The following is a 22,364-nucleotide window of genomic DNA, read 5'->3' on the forward strand; positions in this document are numbered from 1 at the left end:
CTCAGTCGTCATTGCGAGAAGCTCTTGCGACGAAGCAATCCAGACTACCTCCGCGGCAAGATTCTGGATTGCTTCGCTGCGCTCGCAATGACGGAGGAGGGCGCGGCCCTAGCGCCGCAGCGTGAATTCGTTCGCGCTTCGCCGGTGCTCCCATTTCGCCTGCTCCAGCTCGGGCTGGTCGCATTCGACTTCCGGATAGCCGATGCAGAGATAGGCGATGAATTTCCAGGTATCAGGCACGTCGAGAATGGTGTGGATGCGATCGGGATGCAGGATCGACACCCAGCCGAGACCGATGCCTTCCGCACGCGCGGCGAGCCACATTGCGGTGATCGCCGCGACGACAGAATACTCCGTCGTCTCCGGCATGGTCGCGCGCCCGAGGCCGTGCCCGGTGTCGCTGGCCTTGTCCGCGAACACGGCGAGGTGGCCGGGGGCCTGTTCGAGGCCCGACAGCTTTAGGGTGGCATAGCGCGCGGCGCGTTCACCGGCATACGCATTCAGCGCGTCGCCGTTGCAAGTCCTGAAATCGTCGATCACGGCAGTGCGCCGTGCGGCATCGTCGACGATGACGAAGCGCCAGGGTTGGCTGAGGCCGACCGACGGGGAAAGACAGGCCGTCTCAATCAGGCGTTCCACCGCGCCGTCCGGCAAGGGATCGGTGCGAAAGCGGCGCACGTCACGGCGCCATACGAACAGCTCGCGCAAGTGTTGGCGGAAGGTGTCGTCGAACTCGACCATGAGGTCATCGTCCCATCTGGAAGGCCGCGGCAACGAGCAGGATCACGATTTCGCCGGTCTGCTCGAAGGCGCCGAGAAGGTCGCCGGTCTGCCCGCCGATCTGGCGGATGGCAAGCCGTGCCAGGATCAGGCCTGCGAGCGACAGCAGGATCAGGCCGACCAGTGCCTTGCCCGGTCCAAGTGCGAGGGTGAGAGCGAGAGTTCCAACGGCAAAGGCGATGGCGACGCTGCGGCCCGGCGGCGCTCCGGCGCTTGCCGACAGTCCGTCAGGCCGCGCCGGCGGTACCAGCGACATCAACGCCGGCACGCCCGCGCGGGCTGCGCAATGCGCAGCGCACAGCGCCAGCGTCACCAGCCACGGATTGGCGATCGCCGCGAGCGCGCTCCAACGCAGGCCGAACGACAGGATCAGTGCGCAGGCGCCATAGGTCCCGATGCGGCTGTCGCGCATGATCTCGAGCTTGCGCTCGCGCGTGCGGCCGCCGCCGAGCCCGTCGGCGGTATCGGCAAGCCCGTCCTCGTGCAGCGCGCCGGTGATGAGGGCGGTCGTGGCCAGTGCGAGCAGGGCGGCAAGGTTCGGCGTCAGTCCGAGCCGGCTGGCGATCTTGTAGACCAAGGCGCCGGCAAGTCCGACCAGCAGTCCCGCGACGGGCAGCGCCCAGGTCGCGCGCGCGATGGCGCCGTCGGCCGCAGGCTTTGACGATCCGACCGGCAGGAGCGTGACGAACGACGCCGCCATCCTGAGATCGGCGATGACGTCCCGGATCGTTTCGGTGCGAGGGATCATTTCAGCTTCATCGGCAGTCCGGCGACCACGAACTCGACCTCGTCGGCAACGCCGGCGAACGTCTGGTTCATGATTCCGGCAGCATCGCGATAGGCGCGCGCCAGCGCGTTGTCGGGCACGATTCCGAGGCCGACCTCATTGGTGACCATGATGACCGGACTGCGCAAGCGAGGGAGAACCTCAGCGAGATGCGTGACCTCGCGCGACCAATCGCGCTCGGAATGCAGCAGGTTGGACAGCCAGAGCGTCAGGCAATCGACCAGTCTCGCGCCGCCGCCCTCGGTCTCGACCAGGGCCTGCACAAGGTCGAGCGGCACCTCGCGCTCGATCCAGTCGGCTCCGCGTCGCGCGCGGTGCTTTGCGATGCGGTCCTCCATTTCGGCGTCGAGCGCCTCGGCTGTGGCAATGTACACAGGCCGCCCGGGAAAGGCCTGCGTGCGCGTCTCCGCACGCCGGCTCTTGCCCGATCGCGCTCCGCCCGTGATCAAGATGACGGCCATAAAAGTCTCCTGTCGGCCAGCACTAATCACCAAACGGGGCCAAAGACAAAGCCGAAATCAGGCGGCCAGGGGCTTGCGCTCGGCCGCCGTCTTGCGCAACAGGGGCGGAGCGAGACGGGAGATTTGTGTGGGCTTTGCGGGTGCGATGGCGGTGGCGATGGCGGTGGATGCCCTGTTGGGCTGGCCGGCCCCGCTGTTCGCACGGATCGGCCATCCCGTGACCTGGCTCGGCCGCCTGATCGCGGCCATCGACACCGCCTGGAATCGCGGGTCCGATCCGCCGGCGCTGCGCCGTGCCGCGGGCATTGCCGGAGCGTTCCTTGTGATCGCGGTCTCGGCCGCACTCGGCTGGGCGCTTCAGTCGTTGCTCCCCTCGGGCTGGATCCAGATCGTGCTGGCGGGGGTCCTGGCCTGGCCGCTGGTCGCGCTGCGCTCGCTGCATGATCATGTTGCCGCCGTTGCCGCACCTTTGCAGGCCGGCGACATCGCCGGCGCGCGCGACGCGGTCTCGCGCATCGTCGGCCGCGATCCTGCGGCGCTCGATGAAGCCGGCATCGCGCGCGCGGCGATCGAGAGTCTTGCGGAAAACGCCTCCGACGGCATCGTGGCGCCCGTGTTCTGGGGCGCGCTGTTCGGCCTGCCCGGCATTTTGGGTTACAAGGCTATCAACACGCTGGACTCCATGATCGGCCATCGCAGCGAGCGACACGAAGCCTTTGGCTGGGCGGCGGCGCGGATCGACGACGTCGCCAATTTCATTCCGGCGCGGCTGACCGGGTTTCTGTTCGTGCTGCTGGCGCCGCACAGGGCGGAAGCATTGTCGTGCACGACGCGCGATGCGCGCCGGCATCGCTCGCCCAACGCCGGCTGGCCGGAAGCGGCGATGGCGGGCGCGCTCGGCGTGCGGCTCAGCGGTCCCCGGATCTACCACGGCAGCGTCACGAACGAGCCCTGGCTGAACGAAGGTGCGCGCGATCCGCTCGCCGCCGATATCACGCGGGGGTTGACGATCTACCGCCGCGCCATGCTGCTGCTGGCCGGCGTCCTTGCGATCCTGGCTTTCGCGTGAAAGAACGGGACATGCGTGAGCACGGCGGAAATCTCGATCTGGCCCAGCAGCGTTTTGGCGGACGCGCGGAGGACTGGATCGATCTCTCGACGGGGATCAACCGGCTGCCTTATCCGGCGGGCGAGGTGAGCATGCGCGCGTGGAGCGCGCTGCCGTCGCGTGCCGAGATCGATGCCTTGCATCAGGCGGCGCAGCACGCCTACCGCACGAGCGCGGCGCTCGTCGCGATGGGCGGCGCGCAAGCCGCAATTCAATTGCTGCCGCAGCTTGGGCCGCGCGGCCGCGCCCGCATCCTCGCGCCGACCTATAACGAATATGCCGGAGTCCTGTCGGCTGCGGGCTGGGATGTCCTGGAGGTCGGCGATCTCGAGGCACTGGTGGGCGCGGATCTCGCCATCGTCGTCAACCCCAACAACCCCGATGGCCGGTGCCATACGCCGCAGGATTTGCTGGCACTGCTGCCGCGCGTCGGCCGTCTCGTCATCGACGAGAGCTTTGTCGACGCCGTTCCGCAGCTGTCGCTTGCGCCGGAAGCGGATCATCCGGGGCTGCTGATCCTGCGCTCCTTCGGGAAGTTTTATGGTCTGGCCGGCCTGCGGCTTGGGTTTGCACTCGGTAGCGCGGCGGACATCGCCAGGATTGCGGCGATGTCGGGGCCATGGCCGGTCTCGGGGGCTGCGATCGCAATCGGCTGCCGCGCATTGCGTGATGATGCCTGGGCGGAGTCCACGTCAGCGCGGCTTGTGCGCGACTGTGCCCGTCTCGACGACATGGCGCGAGCGCAGGGCTGGCGGTTCGTTGGCGGCACGCCGCTGTTTCGTCTCTACGAGACGCCGGATGCGCTGGCCGCGCAGGAGAAGCTCGCGCGCGGCCAGATCTGGTCGCGCGTCTTCGCGCAGAAGCCGACATGGCTGCGGCTCGGACTTCCGGGCAGCGAGCCCGAATGGACGCGCCTCGCCGAGGTCCTAGCGCGCTAGCGAAAGCAGGCCTTCGACGTCGAGATGCTTTTCGATGTGATCGGCGAGCGCATCGAGCGCGCTCTCGACCCTGCTGTGATAGGGCTCGTCGCCTGCCGGGATGTCGAGCTTGGTCAAAAACGCTTTCCGGAAATCATCCGACGTGAACAGGCCGTGCAAATAGCTACCCTGTACGCGGCCATCGCTGGAGATTGCGCCTTCAGGCTCGCCATTCAGTTTGGCGAACGGACGGGCGCGATCGGGCCCGTCGGTGCGGCCGCTGTGGATTTCGTAAGCCTGGATCGGCTGGTTGGTTGCCGCATGCACGGCCGTGACCCGTGTCAGTGTTTTCTGCGGGCTCATCACCGTTTGCACATCCAAGAGCCCGAGGCCCGGTGTGTCGCCGGCAGGGCCTTCGATCCCGTCGGGGTCGGCAACGCTGCGTCCGAGCATCTGATAGCCGCCGCAGAGGCCGAGCACGTGGCCGCCGCGGCGATAATGCGCCAGGAGATCAATGTCCCAGCCCTGCGCGCGCAGGAAGGCGAGGTCGCCGCGGGTGGATTTGGAGCCGGGGATGATGACGAGACGCACATCGCCGGGGATCGCTTCACCCGGCCGCACCATGACGAGATCGACGCCCGCCTCGAGCTTGAGCGGATCGAGATCGTCGAAATTGGCGATCCGCGACAGCGCAAGGCAAGCGATCTTGCATTGGCCCGGCTTTCGCGCATCACTCAGGCCCAGCGCGTCCTCGGCGGGCAGCTCGCCGGCGCGCGCAAACCAGGGCAGCACACCAAAACCGCGCCAGGCGGTCTTTGCTTCGATCAGCTTGTAGCCGTCATCGAACAGCGTGGGATCGCCGCGAAATTTGTTGATGACAAAACCCTGGATCATCGCGGCATCGTCGGGGTCGATCACCGTCTTGATGCCGACGAGCTGGGCGATGACGCCGCCACGGTCGATATCGCCGATCAGCACGACGGGCACGTCGGCCTTGCGCGCAAAACCCATGTTGGCGATGTCGGCCTTGCGCAAATTGACCTCGGCGGGGCTGCCGGCGCCTTCGACCAGCACGAGATCGGCGCGCGCCTTCAACCGCTCAAAGCTCTCCAGCACCGCGCCCATCAATGACGGTTTCATCGCCGCGTATTCGCGCGCCCGCGCGGTCGCGATGCGTTTGCCGTGGACAACGACCTGCGCGCCGACATCGGTCTCGGGCTTCAGGAGCACCGGGTTCATGTCGGTGTGCGGCTCGACGCCGGCGGCGAGGGCTTGCAGTGCTTGGGCGCGGCCGATCTCGCCGCCGTCGACGGTCACGGCGGCATTGTTCGACATGTTCTGCGGCTTGAAGGGAAGCACGCGCAGCCCACGCCGCGTGAAGGCGCGCGCAAGGCCGGCGACGATGAGCGACTTGCCCACGTCCGAGCCGGCCCCCTGGATCATCAATGCGCGCGCCATCGCGTGTGTCTTCAGAACTCGACGCCGGCTTGCGCCTTGATGCCGGAGCGGAACGGATGCTTGACCAGCGTCATCTCGGTGACGAGGTCGGCGATCTCGATCAGCTCGTCCTTGGCATTGCGCCCGGTGAGCACGACATGTGTCATCGCAGGCTTTTGCGTCGTCAGGAACTCGACGACCTCAGCGATATCGAGGTAGTCGTAGCGCAGCGCGATGTTGATCTCGTCGAGCACGACCATGCGCAAGCTGGGATCGAGAATCAGCTCCTTGGCCTTCTCCCAGCCGGCGCGCGCAGCGGCGATGTCGCGGGCGCGGTCCTGCGTCTCCCAGGTGAAACCTTCGCCCATCGCGTGGAACTGGCAGAGATCGCCGAAATGGCCGGTGAGGAGGCGCCGCTCGCCTGTATCCCAGGCGCCCTTGATGAACTGCACGACCGCGCAGGGGAAGCCATGGGCGACGCAGCGCACGATCATGCCGAAGGCGGAGGAGGACTTGCCCTTTCCGGCGCCGGTATGGACGATGATGAGGCCCTTCTCGCCGCTCTTGGTCGCCATGATCTTGTCGCGGGCGGCCTTCTTCTTCGCCATTTTCGCGGCGTGGCGGGCATCGGTTTCCTCGGCCGTTTGGGTATCCGGTTCAGGCGTCATCGGACGGGGTCCTTCGGCTTGACAAGAGGCGGCCAGGGGCAAATGGTGGCCCGGCGTTGGTTCCTGTCCTATGACAGGCGAAGAGGGAATGCGATAGGGTCCGAATCGGCAAGATTTGGGTCCAAAATGCAGCCGCCCCCGCGACCGTGACCGGAGAGATGCCCGAGGCCACTGATCCCTGACGGGATCGGGAAGGCGGGGATCGAAGGGCAAAACCCTGCTCCGCAAGCCGGGAGACCTGCCAGCGCGGACGATTTTGGACCGGCGGACGGGGTGTTCCGCGACGGGGAAGCGGACCCTCGCAAGACCGGTTCGTGGGCCTCTTCGCCTCCCGCTGTTTATTCTGGAAGAGGCGATGAGCGTCACACTTCACGTCTGCATTACCTGCCGTGCCGGCGAGACGCTTGGCGAGGGCGAAGTCACGCCGGGCAAGCGCCTTCACGGTGCGATTGTCGACGCCGGCGTGCCCGATGGTGTCACTGTGGTTCCGGTCGAATGCCTGTCGGCATGCAGCCAGGGCTGCTCGGTGGCGCTCAGTGCGCCCGGCCGCTGGTCCTATGTCTATGGCCGCCTGTCGGACGCCAACGCGCGCGACGTGATCGCAGGCGCCGCCGCCTATGCGGCCGCGCCCGACGGCCTTGTGCCCTGGCGCAGCCGTCCCGAGATCTTCCGCAAGCAGTCGCTTGCGCGCATTCCCCCCATTGCCGTCGTGCCGGAGGCCGCCGAATGAACTCGCTCGCAAAAGTCCCGGTCACGGTGGTCACCGGCTTTCTCGGCTCCGGCAAGACGACGCTGATCCAGCATTTGCTCGCCAACCCCAACGGCAAGAAGCTCGCGGTGCTCGTCAACGAGTTCGGCAGCGAGGGCGTCGACGGCCAGATTCTGAAGTCCTGCGCCGATGCCAATTGCCCGGAGGAAAACATCGTCGAGCTCGCCAATGGCTGCATCTGCTGCACCGTTGCCGACGATTTCATCCCGACCATGGAGCTGTTGCTGGCGCGGCCGGTGAGGCCCGATCACATCCTGATCGAGACCTCGGGCCTGGCGCTGCCCAAGCCCTTGCTTAGGGCGTTCGACTGGCCGGAGATCCGTTCGCGCATCACCGTTGACGGTGTGATCGCGCTGGCCGATGCCGAGGCCGTCGCCGCCGGCCGTTTCGCGCCGGACCCGGCCGCAGTGGAAGCGCAGCGGGCGGCGGACGAAAATCTCGATCACGAGACGCCGCTGTCGGAAGTGTTCGAGGACCAGATCGCCTGCGCCGACATCGTGCTGCTGACCAAGGCCGATCTTGCCGGCCCGGCGGGACTCGAAGCGGCCAAGGCTGCCATCACCGCCGAGATGCCGCGCCGCGTGCCGATGCTTGCCGTTACCGACGGCGCGATCGATGCGCGCGTCATCCTCGGTCTCGGTGCCGCCGCCGAGAATGATCTTGCCGCGCGCCCGTCGCATCACGACGGCGAGGAGGAGCATGAGCACGACGATTTTGCGTCCGTCGTGATCGATCTTCCGGAAGTCGGCGACGTCGATGCGCTGGTCGCCTCGGTTCAGCGCCTGGCGCGCGAGCAGAACGTGCTGCGTGCCAAGGGTTACATCGCGGTCGCGGGCAAGCCGATGCGCCTGCTGCTCCAGGCCGTCGGCGAGCGCGTGCGTCACCAGTTCGACAAGCCCTGGGGCGCGCTCGCGCGGCAGTCAAAGCTCGTCGTGATCGGCGAGCACGGCGATATCGACGAGGCCGCGATAAGAGCGGGACTTGGTCTTTCAGGATCTGGCATCTGATGCACGTCGTCTTCCGCGAGAGCCGCGGTCTCGAGGAGACCGCGACGCCAAGGGACATCGGCCAGGACCCGGCCGATCTCGTGGTGCTCTCGTATTCGGATTCCGATCTTGCCGCGTTCGCGGCCGGCTGGCGGCGTGGCCGCGACAGCCTGCCGTCGCTGCGGCTCGCCAATCTCGCCGAACTGCGTCATCCGCTTTCGATCGACACCTACATCGAGCGCACGCTGGCCCAGGCACGCGGCATTCTGGTCCGCCTGATCGGCGGCGAGTCCTATTGGCCCTACGGTCTCGCGGCTCTCCAGCAACTCGCGCAGGCGCGCGGTATCGTGCTCGCCGTGCTGCCGGCCGACGGCCGCGACGACACGCGGCTCGATGCATACTCAACGCTGCCTGTCTCGACGCTGCGCCGGCTCAAGGTGCTCTGCGACACCGGCGGTCCGGTCGCAGCGCAGGCCGCGATTGCGCAACTTGCGCTGGCCTCGGGACTCTATGCCGGTCCGGTCGTCGGCGAGACGACCGTGCCCGAGATGGGCTTTTACGAGCCCGCGCGCGGTGTCATCGCCGTGCCGACCGCCGGCGAGGGCAAGCCTCGCGCGCTGGTGACGTTTTATCGGTCGTACCTGACCGCCGCGGACACCGGTCCGGTCGATGCGCTGATTGCGACGCTGCGCGAGAAGGGATTTGACGCCTATGGCGTGTTCGTCACCTCGCTGAAGGCCGCGGGCGTCGCGGACTGGCTGCGGCTCCAGCTCGTGGAAAATCCTCCGGCCGCGATCGTCAATGCGACCGCGTTCTCCGCGATCGGCGACGACGGCACGACACCGTTCGATGCGGCATCGTGTCCCGTGTTCCAGGTCGCGCTTTCCACCGCGCGGCGCGAGGACTGGGCGGAATCGCTGCGCGGCCTGTCGCCCGGCGACCTCGCGATGCATGTGGTGCTGCCCGAAGTCGACGGCCGCCTGTTTGCGGGCGTGGTGAGTTTCAAGTCGGCTGCGGAACGTGATCCCGACCTGCAATTCTCGCATCTTGCCCATCGCCCGGATCCGGAGCGCGTGAAGGCCATCGCCGCGCGCGTCGCGGCCTGGCAGAAGCTCGCGGTGAAGCCGGCCGGCGAGAAGCGGCTGGCGGTCGTGCTGTCGAACTATCCGGGCCGCCCGCACCAGATCGCGCACGCAGTGGGTCTTGACGCGTTGGCCTCGGTCGAAGCCTTGATGTCCGATCTTGCGGGGACCGGCCTCGATGTCGTGCCGGTCCAGGCTCTCGGTGAGACGCTGCTGAGGCGGCAACTCACCTGGAGCGTCGCCGAATACAGCGCGGCGCTCTCGCGTCTTCCGCAATCCTTGCAGGATGATCTCGCGCAAGCCTGGGGCGCGCCGGAGAGCGACCCGAGCTGCCGCGACGGCGCGTTCCACTTCGCCGCGATCCAATGCGGCAAGTCGATCATCGCGGTTCAGCCGGAACGCGGCGATGCAACCACGCGCGACGCCGACTATCACGATCTCGCCCGCACGCCGCGGCATGCCTATGTCGCGTTCTATCTCTGGCTCCGCGAGCAGGGCTGCGATGCTGTCGTGCACATGGGCGCGCATGGCACGCTGGAATGGCTGCCGGGAAAATCCGTGGCGCTGTCATCGAGCTGCTGGCCGGAAGCCCTGATCGGTGATCTGCCTGTCATCTATCCCTTCATCGTCAACGATCCCGGCGAGGCCGCGCAGGCCAAGCGGCGCATCGGTGCCGTCACCATCGGCCACCTGCCGCCGCCGCTCGAAAAGTCCGCCGTGCCGGATGGCCTGCGCAGGCTCGAACAGCTCCTCGACGAATATTCGACGGCCGATGGTCTCGATCCCGCCCGCCGCCAGCGGCTGATCGCCGCGATCCGGGACGAAGCCCGCGTGGCCGGACTGGAGGACGATCTCGGCCTCGATGCATCGGCAGCGCCAGCCGAAGCGATCCCGCGGATCGACCGCTTCGTCTGCGATCTCAAGGAAAGCCAGTTCGGCGACGGCCTGCACGTGTTCGGCCGCGGCGCCTGCGGCGAAGCGGAGCGGGACGCGCTGCGTGCCGCACTTGCGGGCCGGCGCATCGCGCCGGGGCCGTCGGGCTCGCCCTATCGCGGGCGCCAGGACGTGCTGCCGACGGGACGCAATCTGTTTGCCGTCGATCCGCGCGCCGTGCCGACGCCGTCGGCGCATGCGCAAGGCATCAAGCTCGCGGAAGAGCTGCTTCGCCGCCACTTGCAGGATCACGGCGACTGGCCGAAAGGCCTCGTGGTTGATCTCTGGGGCTCGGCGACGATGCGCACCGCCGGCGAGGAATTCGCGATGGCGCTGCATCTGGCGGGACTTGCGCCGCGCTGGGATCACGCCTCCGGCCGCGTCACCGGCTATGACATCATCGCGCCGGCCGAGCTCGGCCGTCCCCGCATCGACGTCACGCTGCGGCTGTCGGGCCTGTTCCGCGATGTCTTCTCCGGCCTCGCCCAGTTGTTCGAGGCGGCGGCCGAGGCGCTCGCCGCGCGCGAGGAGGAGGGCGACGAGAATCCGTACCGACACCGTGCGTCCCGCGTGTTCGCGCCGCGTCCCGGGCAATACGGCGTCGGCCTCTCGGCGATCCCTGATGCCTTCACGGCGGAGACGCGCGATGCGGCCGGCGAGGCCTGGCTGTCGGCGTCGTCCTGGGCGTTCTCCGCCGACGGCGAGATCAAGCCCGATCGCGCCGGCATCGAGAAACGGCTCGCGTCGGCCGATGCTTTCGTTCACGTCCAAGACTTGCCGGAAACCGATCTTCTGCTCGCCGCCGACTATGCCGCGCATGAAGCCGGCGTTGCCGCGGCCGCAGCACATCTCGGCGCGGCGGGACCATCGCTCTATCATCTCGACGCGACGCGTCCCGATCAGCCGCATGCGCGCACGCTGACGGAGGAGATCTCACGCGTGGTCCGCGCGCGCGCGGCCAATCCGGCCTGGATCGCCGGCATGATGCGCCATGGTTTTCGCGGCGCCGCCGAGATCACCGCGACACTCGAGCACATGGCCGCCTTCGCCCATCTGGCCGGCGCCGTGCCGCCGCATCTGTTCGATCTCTACTACGATGCGACGCTCGGCAACGACGACGTCCGCGCCTTCATGGCCCGCGAGAATTCCGCGGCGCTCGCCGCGATGGAGACGTGCTTCACCCGTCTGCATGAGGCCTCACTCTGGCGAACGCGTCGCAATTCGATCGCGGCAGCGTTGCGGGAGGCGTCATGAGCGCGGCCATGGTCAAGGGCTGGTGCCCCGGCGCGCTGCGGCCGATGCAATCGGGTGACGGGCTCGTGGTTCGCGTGCGCCCGTTCGGCGGCCGGCTCGATGCGGCGCAGATCTCGGGACTGGCGCATCTGGCCGAACGCCATGGCAACGGCCTGATCGATGTCACCAGCCGCGCCAATCTCCAGATCAGAGGCGTCAGCGAAGGCAGCCACCGGCTGCTGCTCGACGGTCTTTCGCAACTGGCGCTGCTCGATCCCGACGCCGACACCGAATCCCGGCGCAACATCCTGGTGACGCCGTTCTGGCGCGCGGGCGACGAGACCCAGGCGCTTGCCGCCGAGCTCGAGGAGGCGCTCGAGAATAGCGTGCTCGCGCTTCCGACGAAATTCGGCTTTGCCATCGATGACGGCACTTCGCGCGTGCTCGCCGGCGATTCCGCGGATGTGCGGATCGAGCGTGATGGCGCCGGCGGACTGCTGGTGCGGGCCAATGGCGCCAGCCTCGGCCGTTCCGTCGGACGCGGCGAGGCTGTGACCGCCGCCCTCGCGCTCGCAACCTGGTTCGTGACATCAGGCGGTGCCCGGGACGGGCGAGGGCGGATGGCGGCGCATCTTGCCGCCGGCGCAGCCCTGCCTGGCGCGTTGCGCGGCGAGGCCGAGCCGGTGCCGATCATGGCTGCGGCGCGCCCCGGTCTCTATCCGCAGGGCGCGATGGTCGGCGTCGCCTTCGGGCAAATGCCGCATGCGACGCTCAGCCAGTTCGCCGGCTGCGGACATGCCCTGCGCATGACGCCGTGGCGGATGGTTCTGAGCGAAGGCAAGCGGACGATGCCGTCCACGGCCGGTCTCATCACCGAGGCCTACGATCCGGCGCTGCGTGTCATCGCCTGCAGCGGCGCGCCGCGTTGCCGCGAGGCGCATGCCGATACCCGCGCGCTGGCGGCAGCGCTCGCGCCGAACATCGGCGCGGCCGCGCGACTTCACGTCTCCGGCTGCGCCAAGGGCTGCGCTCATTCTGGTGCGGCCGCGATCACGCTGGTCGCGACCGGCGCCGGCTTCGATCTCGTGCGCGGCGGTTCGACGCGCGACGAGCCCATCCTGCGCGGCTTGAACCGCGACGACATCGTCGGCAATCCCTCCATCCTGATGGGAGGGCACTGATGCCGCATGCCTACGAGACCGACGGCGCGGCGATCTACCGGCAATCCTTTGCGACCATCCGCGCCGAGGCCGATCTTGCCCGCTTCACGCCCGATGAGGAACCGGTCGTCGTGCGGATGATCCATGCCGCCGGCATGGTGGGCCTGGAAGCGCATATCCGCTTCACATCAGGCATGGCGACCGCCGCGCGCGTAGCGTTGCAGAAGGGGGCGCCGATCCTGTGCGATGCGCGCATGGTCTCCGAGGGCATTACGCGCGCTAGACTTCCGGCGGCCAATGCCGTCATCTGCACCCTCGGCGACGCCGCCGTTCCCGCGCTAGCGCAATCCATGCGCAACACCCGCTCGGCCGCGGCGCTGGAGCTGTGGCGGCCGCATCTCGCCGGCGCGATCGTCGCGATCGGCAACGCGCCGACCGCGCTGTTTCATCTCCTCAACATGCTGGAGGACCGCGACTGCCCGCGGCCGGCGGCGATCATCGGTTGTCCGGTCGGCTTCGTCGGCGCGGCCGAATCCAAGGCCGCGCTGATGGCCGATCCGCCGGTGCCGGCGTTGACGGTCGAGGGCCGCCTTGGCGGTTCCGCGATCACCGTTGCGGCCGTGAATGCGCTGGCGAGCCGGAGCGAATAGTCATGGGACGCATCATCTGCTGCGGTCTCGGCCCGGGTGATCCTGACATGATGAGCGTGCGCGCCGATCGTACCGTGCGCGGCGCACAGCACGTGGCCTATTTCCGCAAGAAGGGCAGGCCGGGCCAGGCGCGTCGTATCGTCGAGGGCATGCTCGCCCGCGATGTCACCGAATATCCCATGGAATACCCTGTTACGACCGAGATCGCTTTCGACAGCGCGGAATACGTCCAGTTGCTCGCCGGCTTCTACGACGAATGGGCCGAGCGCCTGGCGCGGCTGGCGCGCGCGGTCGACGTGGTCGTGCTCTGCGAGGGCGACCCCTATTTCTACGGCTCTTTCATGCATCTGCACACGCGCTTGCAGGGACGCGTCGAGATCGAGGTGATCGCGGGCATTCCCGGCATGGTCGGCTGCTGGCATGCCGTCGGCCAGCCGATCGCGCTCGGCGACGACGTGACGACGGTGCTGATGGGCACGCTCGCGGAGGACGAGCTCGAGCGCCGCATGCGGGACTCCGATGCGCTGGTCGTCATGAAGACCGGCCGCAATCTTGCGAAAGTGCGCCGCGCGCTTGCCGCCGCCGGAAGGCTGGACGATGCCTGGCTGGTCGAGCGCGGCACCATGCCGGGCGAGCGCGTCGCGCGGCTCGCCGAGATCGATGCCGCCGACTGTCCCTATTTTGCGATCGTGCTCGTGCACGGCAAGGGCCGGCATCTGGACGCCGCCGAATGACGGGCACGCTGACCATCGCGGGCCTCGGCCCGGGCAGTGACGCGCTGGTGACGCCCGAGGTCTCCGCCGCGCTGGGCTCCGCCACCGATATTCTGGGCTATGCGCCCTATGTCGCGCGCGTGCCGCCGCGACCGGGGCTCACGCTGCATCCATCCGACAACCGCGAGGAGCTCGCGCGAGCGAGCGAGGCGCTGCGCCTGGCCGCCGAAGGCGGGCAGGTCGTCGTCGTCTCCTCCGGCGATCCTGGCGTCTTCGCGATGGCATCGGCCGTGTTCGAGGCGCTCGAGCAGGCGCCGCAATATCGCGAGCTCCCGATCCGCGTGCTGCCCGGCATCACTGCGATGCTGGCGGCGGCCGCGCGTGCCGGCGCGCCGCTCGGCCATGATTTCTGCGCGATCAATCTCTCCGACAATCTCAAGCCATGGGCGCTGATCGAGAAGCGCCTGCGGCTGGCCGCGGAAGCGGATTTCGCGATCGCTCTGTACAATCCGCGTTCGGCGAGCCGGCCGGAAGGATTTGGCCGCGCGCTGGCCGTGCTGAAGGACGCCGGCTGCGGCGAGCGGCTCGTGATCTTCGCGCGCGCGATCAGCGCATCCGACGAGACGATCGAGACCGTCACGCTCAACGCGGCGCGGCCCGAGATGGCCGACATGCGAACGCTGGTGATCGTCGGCAACTCGCAGACGCGCCGTGTCGGCCGCTGGATCTATGCGCCGAGGCAGGTGCGATGACCAAGCCACTGCATGATCTCGGCCACGCTCTCGACCCGCTGGCGCTCGGGCAACTCCGGCCGCGCGATCATGATCACGGGCAGGCCGAGCGTGCGGGCCGCGTCGATCTTGGCGCGCGCGCCATCGCCGCCGGAATTGCGGGCGACGATCCATATGACGCCGCGCGTACGCAGCATCTCCAGCTCGCCATCAAGCGTGAACGGTCCGCGCGACACGATCACGTCAGCCGGGAAGGGCAGCGGCGCTTCGGGCGGATCGACGAAGCGCAGTGTGTAGGCGTGCTGCGGTTTATTCCCGAACGGCGCGATGTGCTGGCGGCCGATGGCGAGGAACACGTTTGCCGGCGACTCGGGCAGAGCGGCGACCGCTGCATCGACGTCGCCGACCTCGATCCAGTTGTCACCGGGTGTTTTAGCCCAGGGGGTGCGTTCGAGCGCGATCAACGGCGTGCCGGTTTCCGCGCATGCCGCGACGGCGTTGCGGCTCATCTCGGCAGCGAAAGGATGCGTCGCGTCGATCACATGCGTGATGCCTTCACGGCGAATGTAATCGGCAAGGCCGCTCAGGCCGCCGAAGCCGCCGATGCGGGTCGGCAGCGGCTGGTCGGCAGGCGCACGGGTGCGGCCGCCATAGGAATAGACGGCATCCATGCCGGTGCGCGCGATCTCCGCCGCGAGCTGGCTCGCATCGCTCGTTCCGCCCAGAATGAGGGCGCGTGTCATGGCTGATCCCTGGCTGACCATCATCGGTATCGGCGAAGATGGCCTTGCCGGGCTGTCGGACGCAAGCCGAAAGGCGCTGCGTGAGGCCGAAACCGTCTTCGGCGGCGAGCGTCATCTCGCGCTTGCCGGTGTGACCGGGCGCGGCCACCCGTGGCCGGTGCCGTTCGATGCGGAGGTCGTGCTCAGCCGCCGCGGCCGGCCGACCGCGGTGCTGGCCTCCGGCGATCCGTTCTGGCACGGCGCCGGCGCAAGCCTTGCCGAGAAGCTTGAGGCGGGTGAGTGGGTCGCACATTCGGCGCCGTCGACATTCTCGCTCGCCGCTGCGCGGCTCGGCTGGCGTCTTGAATCCGTCGTCTGCCTCGGTCTCCACGCCGCGCCCTTCGAGCGCCTCGTGCCACACCTTGCGCCTGGCGCGCGCATCATTTGCCTCGTGCGCGACGGCAAGGCCGCAGGCGACCTTGCAAAGTGGATGGGCGAGCGCGGATGGGGCGCCTCGGAATTCTGGACTCTCGCCGCGCTCGGCGGGCCACGCGAAAGCATTGCGGAACATCGTGCCGATGGTTTTACTGGCGATCTCGCCGGAAACCTGGTCGCGGTGGCCGTGGAGGCGAAGGGAGCTCAGGGCATTCCTCGCAGCGCGGGACTTCCCGACGATCTCTTCGCTCATGACGGCCAGATCACCAAGCGGCCGGTGCGTGCGCTCGCGATTTCGGCGCTGGCACCACGCCCGGGCGAACGGTTGTGGGATATCGGCGCCGGATCGGGTTCGATCTCGGTCGAGTGGGCGCTTTGCGGCGGGACGGCGACGGCAATCGAGATGCGCGAGGCTCGCGCCGCGAATATCCGCAGCAATGCGGCGGCGTTCGGATTGGCGCATCGGATCGCTGTTGTCACGGGCCGTGCGCCCGAAGCTCTCGCCGGGCTGGACGCGCCGAATGCTGTCTTCATCGGCGGTGGTCTCGATAGCGCGATGTTCGACGCTATCTGGTCGCGCATCGGGGCAGGCACACGGCTCGTTGCACATGCCGTGACGCTGGAGACGGAAGCGCTGCTTGGCGAACTGCACCAACGCCACGGCGGCGAGTTGATGCGGGTCGAGATCGCCCATGCCGGCCCGCTCGGCCGCTACCGGTCCTGGGAGGCGGCGCGTCCCGTGTTGCAGTGGAGTGCGGTCCGATGAAGGTCGCCGGGCTCGGATTCAGGGAGGATGTCACGCTGGCCTCGTTGCGAGAGGCGCTGCTGGCAGCGGGCGGCGCAGAAGGCCTTGCGGCGGTGGCGACCGTCAGCGACAAGGCCGATGCAGAAGCGCTGCAGCAGCTCGCGCGCGAATGCGGTGTGCCGATCAAGGCGGTATCGCCCGAGGTGCTGGCCGGCATCGACACGCCGACGCAGTCCAGGCTCATCGCGGAAAAGTTCGGGACCGGATCGGTCGCCGAGGCCGCGGCGCTCGCCGCGGCCGGCCCTCGTGCGCGATTGATTGCGACGCGGGTGGTCTCGCAGGACCGCACCGCGACGGCCGCGATCGCGGAAGGAGACGGCGCATGACGGTGCATTTCATCGGTGCCGGGCCGGGCGCTCCCGATCTGCTGACTTTGCGCGGGCGCAATCTGATCGCCGCCTGTCCGGTCTGCCTCTATGCCGGCTCGCTGGTGCCTGAGGGCGTGCTGGCGCATTGCCCGCCGGGCGCGCGGATCGTCAACACCGCGCCGTTGTCGCTTGACGAGATCATCGCGGAGATCGCCGCCGCGCATGCGGACGGCAAGGACATCGCGCGGCTGCATTCCGGCGATCTCTCGATCTGGTCGGCGATGGGCGAGCAGCTCCGCCGTCTCCGTACGCTTGACATTCCCTTCACCGTGACGCCCGGCGTTCCGTCTTTCTCGGCCGCCGCCGCGGCACTCGAGGTGGAGCTGACTTTGCCGGGGCTCGCTCAGACCGTGGTGCTGACGCGTACGCCGGGCCGCGCCAGTGCGATGCCCGAAGGGGAGAAGCTCGCCGCTTTCGCTGCGACCGGTGCGACACTCGCCATCCATCTGTCGATCCATCTGCTCGACCAGGTGATTGCGGAGCTGCTGCCTCACTACGGCGCGGATTGCCCGGTCGCCATCGTCTGGCGCGCGAGCTGGCCGGACCAGCGCATCGTCCGCGCCACGCTTGCGACGCTCGATGCCGCCGTCGGCGCCGAGATGGAACGCACCGCGCTCATTCTGGTCGGCAAGACGCTTGGCGCCGCGGATTTCGACGAGAGCCGCCTCTATGCCGCCGACTACGACCGCCGCTATCGGCCGGTCGGCGCCGAGCCACGCTTTCCGGAGGCCTCCTGATGCCGGCAGGGCTCGTCATCTCCGCGCCCGCCTCCGGCGTCGGCAAGACGACGCTGACGCTGGCGCTCGCGCGCGCCTGGCGCAATCGCGGACTGAACGTGCAGTGCTTCAAGAGCGGGCCCGACTATATTGATCCCGCCTTCCATGCCGCTGCGACGGGCCGCGCTTCCGTCAACGTCGATAGCTGGGCGATGGATCGCGGGGGAATCGCGCATCTCGTCGGCCGCGGCGCCGACGCCGATGTCGTGCTTGCCGAGGGCTCGATGGGTCTGTTCGACGGCGTCGCCGCGCGTGGCGTCTCCGGCACAGGCGCCACCGCCGACATTGCGGAGATGCTGGGCTGGCCGGTGCTGCTGGTGATCGATCCCTCGGGACAGGCGCAGACGGCGGCGGCGATCGCTGCGGGTCTTCGCGACTACCGACCGGGTGTGCGCCTTGCCGGTGTCGTGCTCAATCGTGTTGCCAGCCCGCGCCATGAAGACCTCGTACGGCGCGCGCTTAACGACGCCGGCATCGCCGTGTTCGGCGCGCTGCCGCGCCATGCCGAGATCAGCCTGCCGAAGCGGCATCTCGGCCTGGTGCAGGCCGAGGAGCAGGCGGAGATCGGAAAACTGATCGACGAGGCCGCGCGTTTCGTCGCCGAGCATGTCGATCTCGATGCGGTGCTGCAATCGGCGGCCGCCTGGGCGCTGCAACCGGCTGCGAACGGCCTGAACGTGACGCCGCCCGGGCAGCGCATTGCGCTTGCCCGCGATGCGGCATTCTCATTCGTCTATCCGCATATGCTGGAAGCCTGGCGCGCGGCTGGTGCCGACATCTCGACCTTCTCGCCGCTTGCCGATGAGGCGCCCGACGCGAGCGCCGATGTCTGCTGGCTGCCCGGCGGCTATCCCGAGCTTCATGCCGGGAAGATCGCCGCCAACGCGCGCTTTCGCAGCGGCTTGCGCGCCTTCGCCGAGACACGACCGGTGCACGGTGAATGCGGAGGCTATATGGTGCTCGGAACCGCTTTGACCGACGCCGACGGTGTCCGCCATGAGATGGCGGGCCTGCTCGGCCTGGAGACGAGCTTTGCCAAACGCCGCATGCATCTGGGCTATCGTCTCGCCGAACTCGCCGCACCGATGCCGGGACATAGCCCCGGCGCGCGCCTGCGCGGCCACGAATTCCACTATTCGACGATTGCCGCCCAGCCCGACATGCCGCTCGCGGTGGTGCACGACGCGACCGGTGCGGTCATCGCCGAGACCGGTTCGCGCCGAGGCAATGCCACCGGCACGTTCTTCCATCTGATCGCGGAGGACCGGTGAGCGGTTTTGTCTCCTTCATCTCCGCCGGTCCCGGCGACCCCGAGCTTCTCACGCTCAAGGGTGCCGCGCGGCTGCGCGAGGCCGATGTCGTGCTTTATGACGACCTCGCGTCCGGCGCGATTCTCGATCTCGCCCGTCCCGGCGCCAATCTCGTTGCGGTCGGGAAACGGGCCGGGCGGCCCTCGACCAAGCAGCATCACGTCAACCGCCTGCTGGTCGATTATGCCGCGACTGGCGCGCGCGTGGTGCGGTTGAAGTCGGGCGACGCCGGCATCTTCGGACGGCTCGAGGAGGAGCTCGAAACGCTGCGCGCGGCCGGCATCGGCTACGAGATCGTTCCCGGCGTCACTTCGGCCTGCGTGGCCGCTGCGCAAGCCGGCATGCCCCTGACGCGGCGCCACACCTCGCGCCGGGTGCAGTTCGTGACCGGAGCCGACGTCACCGGCGAGCTGCCGCAAAACCTGAACTGGGCGGCGCTGGCCGATCCGGAGGCGACCACCGTGGTCTATATGGGCCGCCGCACCTTTCCGGCGCTTGCCGCAAAATTGATCGCGCACGGCCTCGCGCCGACCACCCCGGCGCTGTTCGCCGAATCCCTCGGCCGCCCCGACGAGCGGCTGGTCCGCACCACGATTGCCGAGCTTGCCGAGCAGCTTGCGCGGGGCGGGGCTGCCTCGACGGCCGCCGTGATCCTGTTCGGCGCACTGGCGGGAGAATACCCGTCATGACGGCGACCGCCGCCGTTCGGCCCTTGACGCAGGCTGCGTGAAAGGGGCACACAGGACAAGCATGGTGCTCGAGGTGGCGCAAAGCGCCGGAGCATAATCGGGAATGGGGATGGGCGGACCCAGTTGCGGCGCCCAAAACCCCAGCCGCCCCCGCGACTGTAAGCGGTGAGGGGCTCCGAACCGCCACTGGATCGCAAGGTCCGGGAAGGCCGGAGATCCCCAGTGAACCGCGAGCCAGGAGACCGGCCGTGCATGTTTTGAGGCCAAGGCCGTCGGGTGTGACGGCAGGAAAGGACTGAGCCATGCATATCGAACCCGGGATCGTGACGGGCGCCAAGCTCGTGTTGAGTTACGCAACCGGCATCGCCGCAGGCGGCGTTGCGCTGAAGCTCGCGGCCGAGACCGTGCGCGAACAGGGCATCACGTCGTTCGCGGCGCGGACCCTCGCCACCACCGGCCTCGTCTTCACCTTCTTCGAGATCTTGCCGCACTTCCCGGTCGGCGTGTCCGAGGTGCACTTCATCCTCGGCTCGACCTTGTTCCTGCTGTTCGGTGCTGCCCCCGCGGCCTTCGGCCTCGCGCTCGGCCTGCTGTTCCAGGGCGTGCTCTTCGAGCCGGCCGACCTGCCGCAATACGGCATGAACGTCACCACGCTGCTGGTGCCGCTGTTCGCGATCCAGGCGATCGCCACGCGGATCATTGCCCGCAACACCGCCTATGTCGATCTCAGGTATCGCCAGGCGCTGGCGCTTTCGACGACCTATCAGGCCGGCGTCATCGGCTGGGTGGCGTTCTGGGCGCTCTATGGCTCCGGTTTTGCTATGACCAACCTCGTCAACATCGCGACCTTCGCGGCCTCCTATGCGCTCGTCATCGTGATCGAGCCGCTGGCCGATCTCGCCGTGCTGGCGCTGGCGAAGTCGCTGCGCGGCGTCACCGCGCCCGGCCTCGTCACCCCGCGCCTGCACAACGCGGCCTGAGAGACAAGCGAAAGGGCGGCCGTGATGGCCGCCCTTCGCGAACGCGATGCTCACGCTCTCCCTGATAGGCATCGGTTGCGGCGATCCCGAGCAGCTCACGCACGCCGCGACCCGCGCCATCAACGCGGCCGATCTCGTCCTGATCCCGCGCAAGGGGAGCGCAAAGTCCGATCTCGCCGATCTCAGGCGGACGATCTGCGCGGATGTGCTGACCAGCGACAAGACGCGCATCGCCGAGTTCGATCTTCCCGTGCGCGACGCAGGCGAGGCGGACTACCGCAAGGGCGTCGACGATTGGCACGATGCGGTCGCCGCGAAATGGTCGCAGACCATCACGAGCCATCTCGAAGGGGATGGCAGGGTCGCGCTGCTAATCTGGGGCGATCCGTCGCTCTACGATTCCTCGCTGCGTATTGCGCGCCGGCTCGATCCCTTGCCGACAATCGAGGTCATCCCCGGTATCACGTCGATCCAGGCGTTGTGCGCGGCGCATGCGCTGCCGCTCAACGACATCGGCGAGCCCTTTCTGGTCACGACAGGCCGCCGCTTGCGTGAAGGCGGCTGGCCGGTAAGCGCAGACACCGTGGTCGTGATGCTCGATGGCGGCACGGCGTTTCAGTCGCTCGATCCGGCCGGGCTCCAGATCTGGTGGGGTGCCTATCTCGGCATGCCCGATCAGATCATCATGTCCGGCGCGCTGGCCGAGGTGGGCCCGCGCATCGCCGCGCTGCGGCAGGAGGCGCGCGAGCGGCACGGCTGGATCATGGACTGCTACATTCTCAAGCGCAGGCCGTAAGCGAGGCAGCATGCTCCCCGAATGGGTCTACCATAAGTGCCCCGAAATCTCCGCGGTCCATCGCGAGGCGGCGATCGTGCGGCAGGCGCAACTGACGAAGCCGACCGGCGCGCTCGGCCGGCTCGAGCAGCTCGCGATCGAGCTCGCGGGCCTGCAAGCGACCGAGCAGCCACGCGCGGCACGCGTGCCGATCATCATCTTCGCGGGCGACCACGGCATCGTTGCGCAAGGCGTGTCGGCCTATCCGCAAGCCGTGACCATCGCGATGATGGCGAACTTCGCCTCGGGCGGCGCCGCGATCTCGGTGCTGGCGCGTGAGTTGGGTTCGCACCTGGAAGTCGTTGACGCCGGCACGCTGGCGCAAGACGAGATGATAGGCATCGTCACCGACAAGCCGCGCAGCGGCACGCGCGATTTCAGCGTCGAGGCTGCGCTCACGCCTGCAGAGCTGGCCTTCGCCTTCGAGGCCGGCGAGCGTGCGGTTGCGCGCGCGGCAGCCGGCCAGCCCGATCTTCTGATCTTCGGCGAGATGGGCATCGGCAACACCACGACCTCGGCGGCGATCGCGGCGAGTCTGCTCGGCGTGAGCGCCGAGGAGATCGCGGGCAGCGGCACCGGCGTCGATGCCGCCGGCCGTGCGCACAAGGTGCGCGTGATCGATGCCGCGATTGCGCGTCATGGCGTTGCGGCTGCATCGCCCGAAAAAATCCTGTGCGCCGTCGGCGGCCTCGAGATCGCGGCCATCTGCGGGGCCATCATCGCGGCCGCGCAGCGCCGCATTCCCGTATTGATCGACGGCTTCATCGTGTCGGTCGCGGCGCTGGCGGCCGTGCGCCTCAATCCGTCGTGCCAGCCTTTCCTGCTGCCCTCGCATCAATCGGCGGAGCAGGGGCATCGGCTGGTGCTCCGGGCACTGAACGTGCAGCCGCTGATCAGCCTCGATCTCAGGCTCGGCGAGGGATCGGGCGCCGCCATCGCGCTGCCGCTGGTGCGATCGGCCTGTGCGCTTCACAACGGCATGGCGACGTTCGCGCAGGCCAATGTGCCGGATCGCCCGGCCTGATCGGG

General features: G+C 68.3%; 23 protein-coding genes and 2 riboswitches. Of the genes, 17 read left to right on the forward strand and 6 right to left on the reverse strand.

Annotated features, from left to right (window positions below):
• Nucleotides 1-108: 108 nt before the first annotated feature.
• Genes bluB through cobU form a run of 3 tightly spaced genes read right to left on the reverse strand, consistent with a single transcriptional unit; the run spans nt 109 to nt 2,028 of the window.
• Complete coding sequence (bluB, locus tag WN73_RS30655) at nt 109-741, reverse strand: 5,6-dimethylbenzimidazole synthase (RefSeq protein WP_011086038.1); 633 nt, start codon at nt 739-741, stop codon at nt 109-111.
• 4 nt (nt 742-745) lie between these two features.
• Nucleotides 746-1,528, reverse strand: a complete 783-nt coding sequence (gene cobS / locus WN73_RS30660; protein ID WP_028172134.1) for an adenosylcobinamide-GDP ribazoletransferase — start codon at nt 1,526-1,528, stop codon at nt 746-748.
• The gene (gene cobU / locus WN73_RS30665) at nt 1,525-2,028 is read right to left on the reverse strand and encodes a bifunctional adenosylcobinamide kinase/adenosylcobinamide-phosphate guanylyltransferase (protein ID WP_027549028.1); all 504 of its coding nucleotides are present in this window, start codon (nt 2,026-2,028) and stop codon (nt 1,525-1,527) included. Before cobU ends, cobS begins: the two co-directional genes overlap by 4 nt.
• A gap of 127 nt (nt 2,029-2,155) precedes the next feature.
• Here cobU and cbiB point away from each other — a divergent pair, with 127 nt between their 5' ends.
• A complete protein-coding gene (gene cbiB / locus WN73_RS30670; protein WP_028172133.1) occupies nt 2,156-3,097 on the forward strand; it encodes an adenosylcobinamide-phosphate synthase CbiB in 942 nt (313 codons plus the stop codon).
• A gap of 11 nt (nt 3,098-3,108) precedes the next feature.
• Complete coding sequence (gene cobD, locus WN73_RS30675; protein ID WP_028172132.1) at nt 3,109-4,074, forward strand: threonine-phosphate decarboxylase CobD; 966 nt, start codon at nt 3,109-3,111, stop codon at nt 4,072-4,074.
• On the opposite strand, the gene WN73_RS30680 is transcribed toward cobD, so the two are convergent.
• Nucleotides 4,063-5,511, reverse strand: a complete 1,449-nt coding sequence (locus tag WN73_RS30680) for a cobyric acid synthase (RefSeq protein ID WP_271555983.1) — start codon at nt 5,509-5,511, stop codon at nt 4,063-4,065. The two genes, cobD and WN73_RS30680, sit on opposite strands and share 12 nt — an antisense overlap.
• Before the next feature lie 11 nt (nt 5,512-5,522).
• Nucleotides 5,523-6,158, reverse strand: coding sequence for a cob(I)yrinic acid a,c-diamide adenosyltransferase (gene cobO / locus WN73_RS30685; RefSeq protein WP_028172130.1), 636 nt, complete (start codon nt 6,156-6,158; stop codon nt 5,523-5,525).
• A 40-nt stretch (nt 6,159-6,198) separates the two neighbouring features.
• Nucleotides 6,199-6,418: riboswitch (cobalamin riboswitch) on the forward strand.
• Nucleotides 6,419-6,513: 95 nt separating this feature from the next.
• Here cobO and WN73_RS30690 point away from each other — a divergent pair.
• From WN73_RS30690 to cobJ, 7 genes are read left to right on the forward strand one after another with little or no spacing between them, the layout of a single operon-like run.
• Nucleotides 6,514-6,888, forward strand: coding sequence for a DUF1636 family protein (locus WN73_RS30690; protein WP_011086045.1), 375 nt, complete (start codon nt 6,514-6,516; stop codon nt 6,886-6,888).
• Nucleotides 6,885-7,934, forward strand: coding sequence for a cobalamin biosynthesis protein CobW (gene cobW / locus WN73_RS30695; protein WP_011086046.1), 1,050 nt, complete (start codon nt 6,885-6,887; stop codon nt 7,932-7,934). Before WN73_RS30690 ends, cobW begins: the two co-directional genes overlap by 4 nt.
• Nucleotides 7,934-11,182, forward strand: coding sequence for a cobaltochelatase subunit CobN (cobN, locus tag WN73_RS30700; protein WP_271555987.1), 3,249 nt, complete (start codon nt 7,934-7,936; stop codon nt 11,180-11,182). Before cobW ends, cobN begins: the two co-directional genes overlap by 1 nt.
• Complete coding sequence (gene cobG, locus WN73_RS30705; RefSeq protein ID WP_271555988.1) at nt 11,179-12,342, forward strand: precorrin-3B synthase; 1,164 nt, start codon at nt 11,179-11,181, stop codon at nt 12,340-12,342. Before cobN ends, cobG begins: the two co-directional genes overlap by 4 nt.
• Complete coding sequence (locus WN73_RS30710) at nt 12,342-12,971, forward strand: precorrin-8X methylmutase (protein WP_060911291.1); 630 nt, start codon at nt 12,342-12,344, stop codon at nt 12,969-12,971. The genes cobG and WN73_RS30710 overlap by 1 nt, the downstream gene beginning before the upstream one ends.
• 2 nt (nt 12,972-12,973) lie before the next feature.
• Nucleotides 12,974-13,705: a precorrin-2 C(20)-methyltransferase gene (locus WN73_RS30715; RefSeq protein ID WP_271555989.1), complete on the forward strand. Its 732-nt coding sequence runs from the start codon at nt 12,974-12,976 to the stop codon at nt 13,703-13,705.
• Nucleotides 13,702-14,436 carry a precorrin-3B C(17)-methyltransferase gene (gene cobJ, locus WN73_RS30720; RefSeq protein WP_011086051.1) on the forward strand — a complete coding sequence of 245 codons (735 nt, stop codon included), beginning with the start codon at nt 13,702-13,704 and terminating at the stop codon, nt 14,434-14,436. Before WN73_RS30715 ends, cobJ begins: the two co-directional genes overlap by 4 nt.
• Here the strand turns inward: cobJ and WN73_RS30725 are convergent.
• Nucleotides 14,412-15,158 (reverse strand): cobalt-precorrin-6A reductase, encoded by a 747-nt coding sequence (locus tag WN73_RS30725; protein ID WP_271555991.1) that lies wholly within the window; start codon nt 15,156-15,158, stop codon nt 14,412-14,414. The two genes, cobJ and WN73_RS30725, sit on opposite strands and share 25 nt — an antisense overlap.
• On the opposite strand from WN73_RS30725, the gene cbiE reads away from it, so the two are divergent.
• The 8 genes from cbiE (at nt 15,157) to cobT (ending at nt 22,359) form a co-directional block, all read left to right on the forward strand.
• Complete coding sequence (gene cbiE, locus WN73_RS30730) at nt 15,157-16,338, forward strand: precorrin-6y C5,15-methyltransferase (decarboxylating) subunit CbiE (protein WP_271555993.1); 1,182 nt, start codon at nt 15,157-15,159, stop codon at nt 16,336-16,338. The genes WN73_RS30725 and cbiE overlap by 2 nt on opposite strands.
• The gene (locus tag WN73_RS30735) at nt 16,335-16,703 is read left to right on the forward strand and encodes a cobalamin biosynthesis protein (RefSeq protein ID WP_271555994.1); all 369 of its coding nucleotides are present in this window, start codon (nt 16,335-16,337) and stop codon (nt 16,701-16,703) included. The genes cbiE and WN73_RS30735 overlap by 4 nt, the downstream gene beginning before the upstream one ends.
• The gene (gene cobM / locus WN73_RS30740) at nt 16,700-17,482 is read left to right on the forward strand and encodes a precorrin-4 C(11)-methyltransferase (RefSeq protein ID WP_271555995.1); all 783 of its coding nucleotides are present in this window, start codon (nt 16,700-16,702) and stop codon (nt 17,480-17,482) included. Before WN73_RS30735 ends, cobM begins: the two co-directional genes overlap by 4 nt.
• Complete coding sequence (locus WN73_RS30745) at nt 17,482-18,792, forward strand: cobyrinate a,c-diamide synthase (protein WP_271555997.1); 1,311 nt, start codon at nt 17,482-17,484, stop codon at nt 18,790-18,792. The genes cobM and WN73_RS30745 overlap by 1 nt, the downstream gene beginning before the upstream one ends.
• Nucleotides 18,789-19,520 (forward strand): uroporphyrinogen-III C-methyltransferase, encoded by a 732-nt coding sequence (cobA, locus tag WN73_RS30750; protein WP_028172122.1) that lies wholly within the window; start codon nt 18,789-18,791, stop codon nt 19,518-19,520. Before WN73_RS30745 ends, cobA begins: the two co-directional genes overlap by 4 nt.
• A gap of 50 nt (nt 19,521-19,570) precedes the next feature.
• A riboswitch (cobalamin riboswitch) is annotated at nt 19,571-19,785 on the forward strand.
• Nucleotides 19,786-19,822: 37 nt separating this feature from the next.
• Nucleotides 19,823-20,500 (forward strand): energy-coupling factor ABC transporter permease, encoded by a 678-nt coding sequence (locus WN73_RS30755; protein ID WP_028172121.1) that lies wholly within the window; start codon nt 19,823-19,825, stop codon nt 20,498-20,500.
• Nucleotides 20,501-20,546: 46 nt separating this feature from the next.
• Entirely contained in the window at nt 20,547-21,296 is a 750-nt protein-coding gene (gene cobF / locus WN73_RS30760; RefSeq protein WP_028172120.1) for a precorrin-6A synthase (deacetylating), read from the forward strand.
• Nucleotides 21,297-21,306: 10 nt separating this feature from the next.
• Nucleotides 21,307-22,359: a nicotinate-nucleotide--dimethylbenzimidazole phosphoribosyltransferase gene (gene cobT / locus WN73_RS30765; RefSeq protein ID WP_028172119.1), complete on the forward strand. Its 1,053-nt coding sequence runs from the start codon at nt 21,307-21,309 to the stop codon at nt 22,357-22,359.
• Nucleotides 22,360-22,364: the final 5 nt, after the last annotated feature.

Origin of the sequence: Bradyrhizobium sp. CCBAU 45394, from assembly GCF_028128655.1 — a bacterium.
In the GTDB taxonomy this organism is placed as follows: domain Bacteria; phylum Pseudomonadota; class Alphaproteobacteria; order Rhizobiales; family Xanthobacteraceae; genus Bradyrhizobium; species Bradyrhizobium diazoefficiens.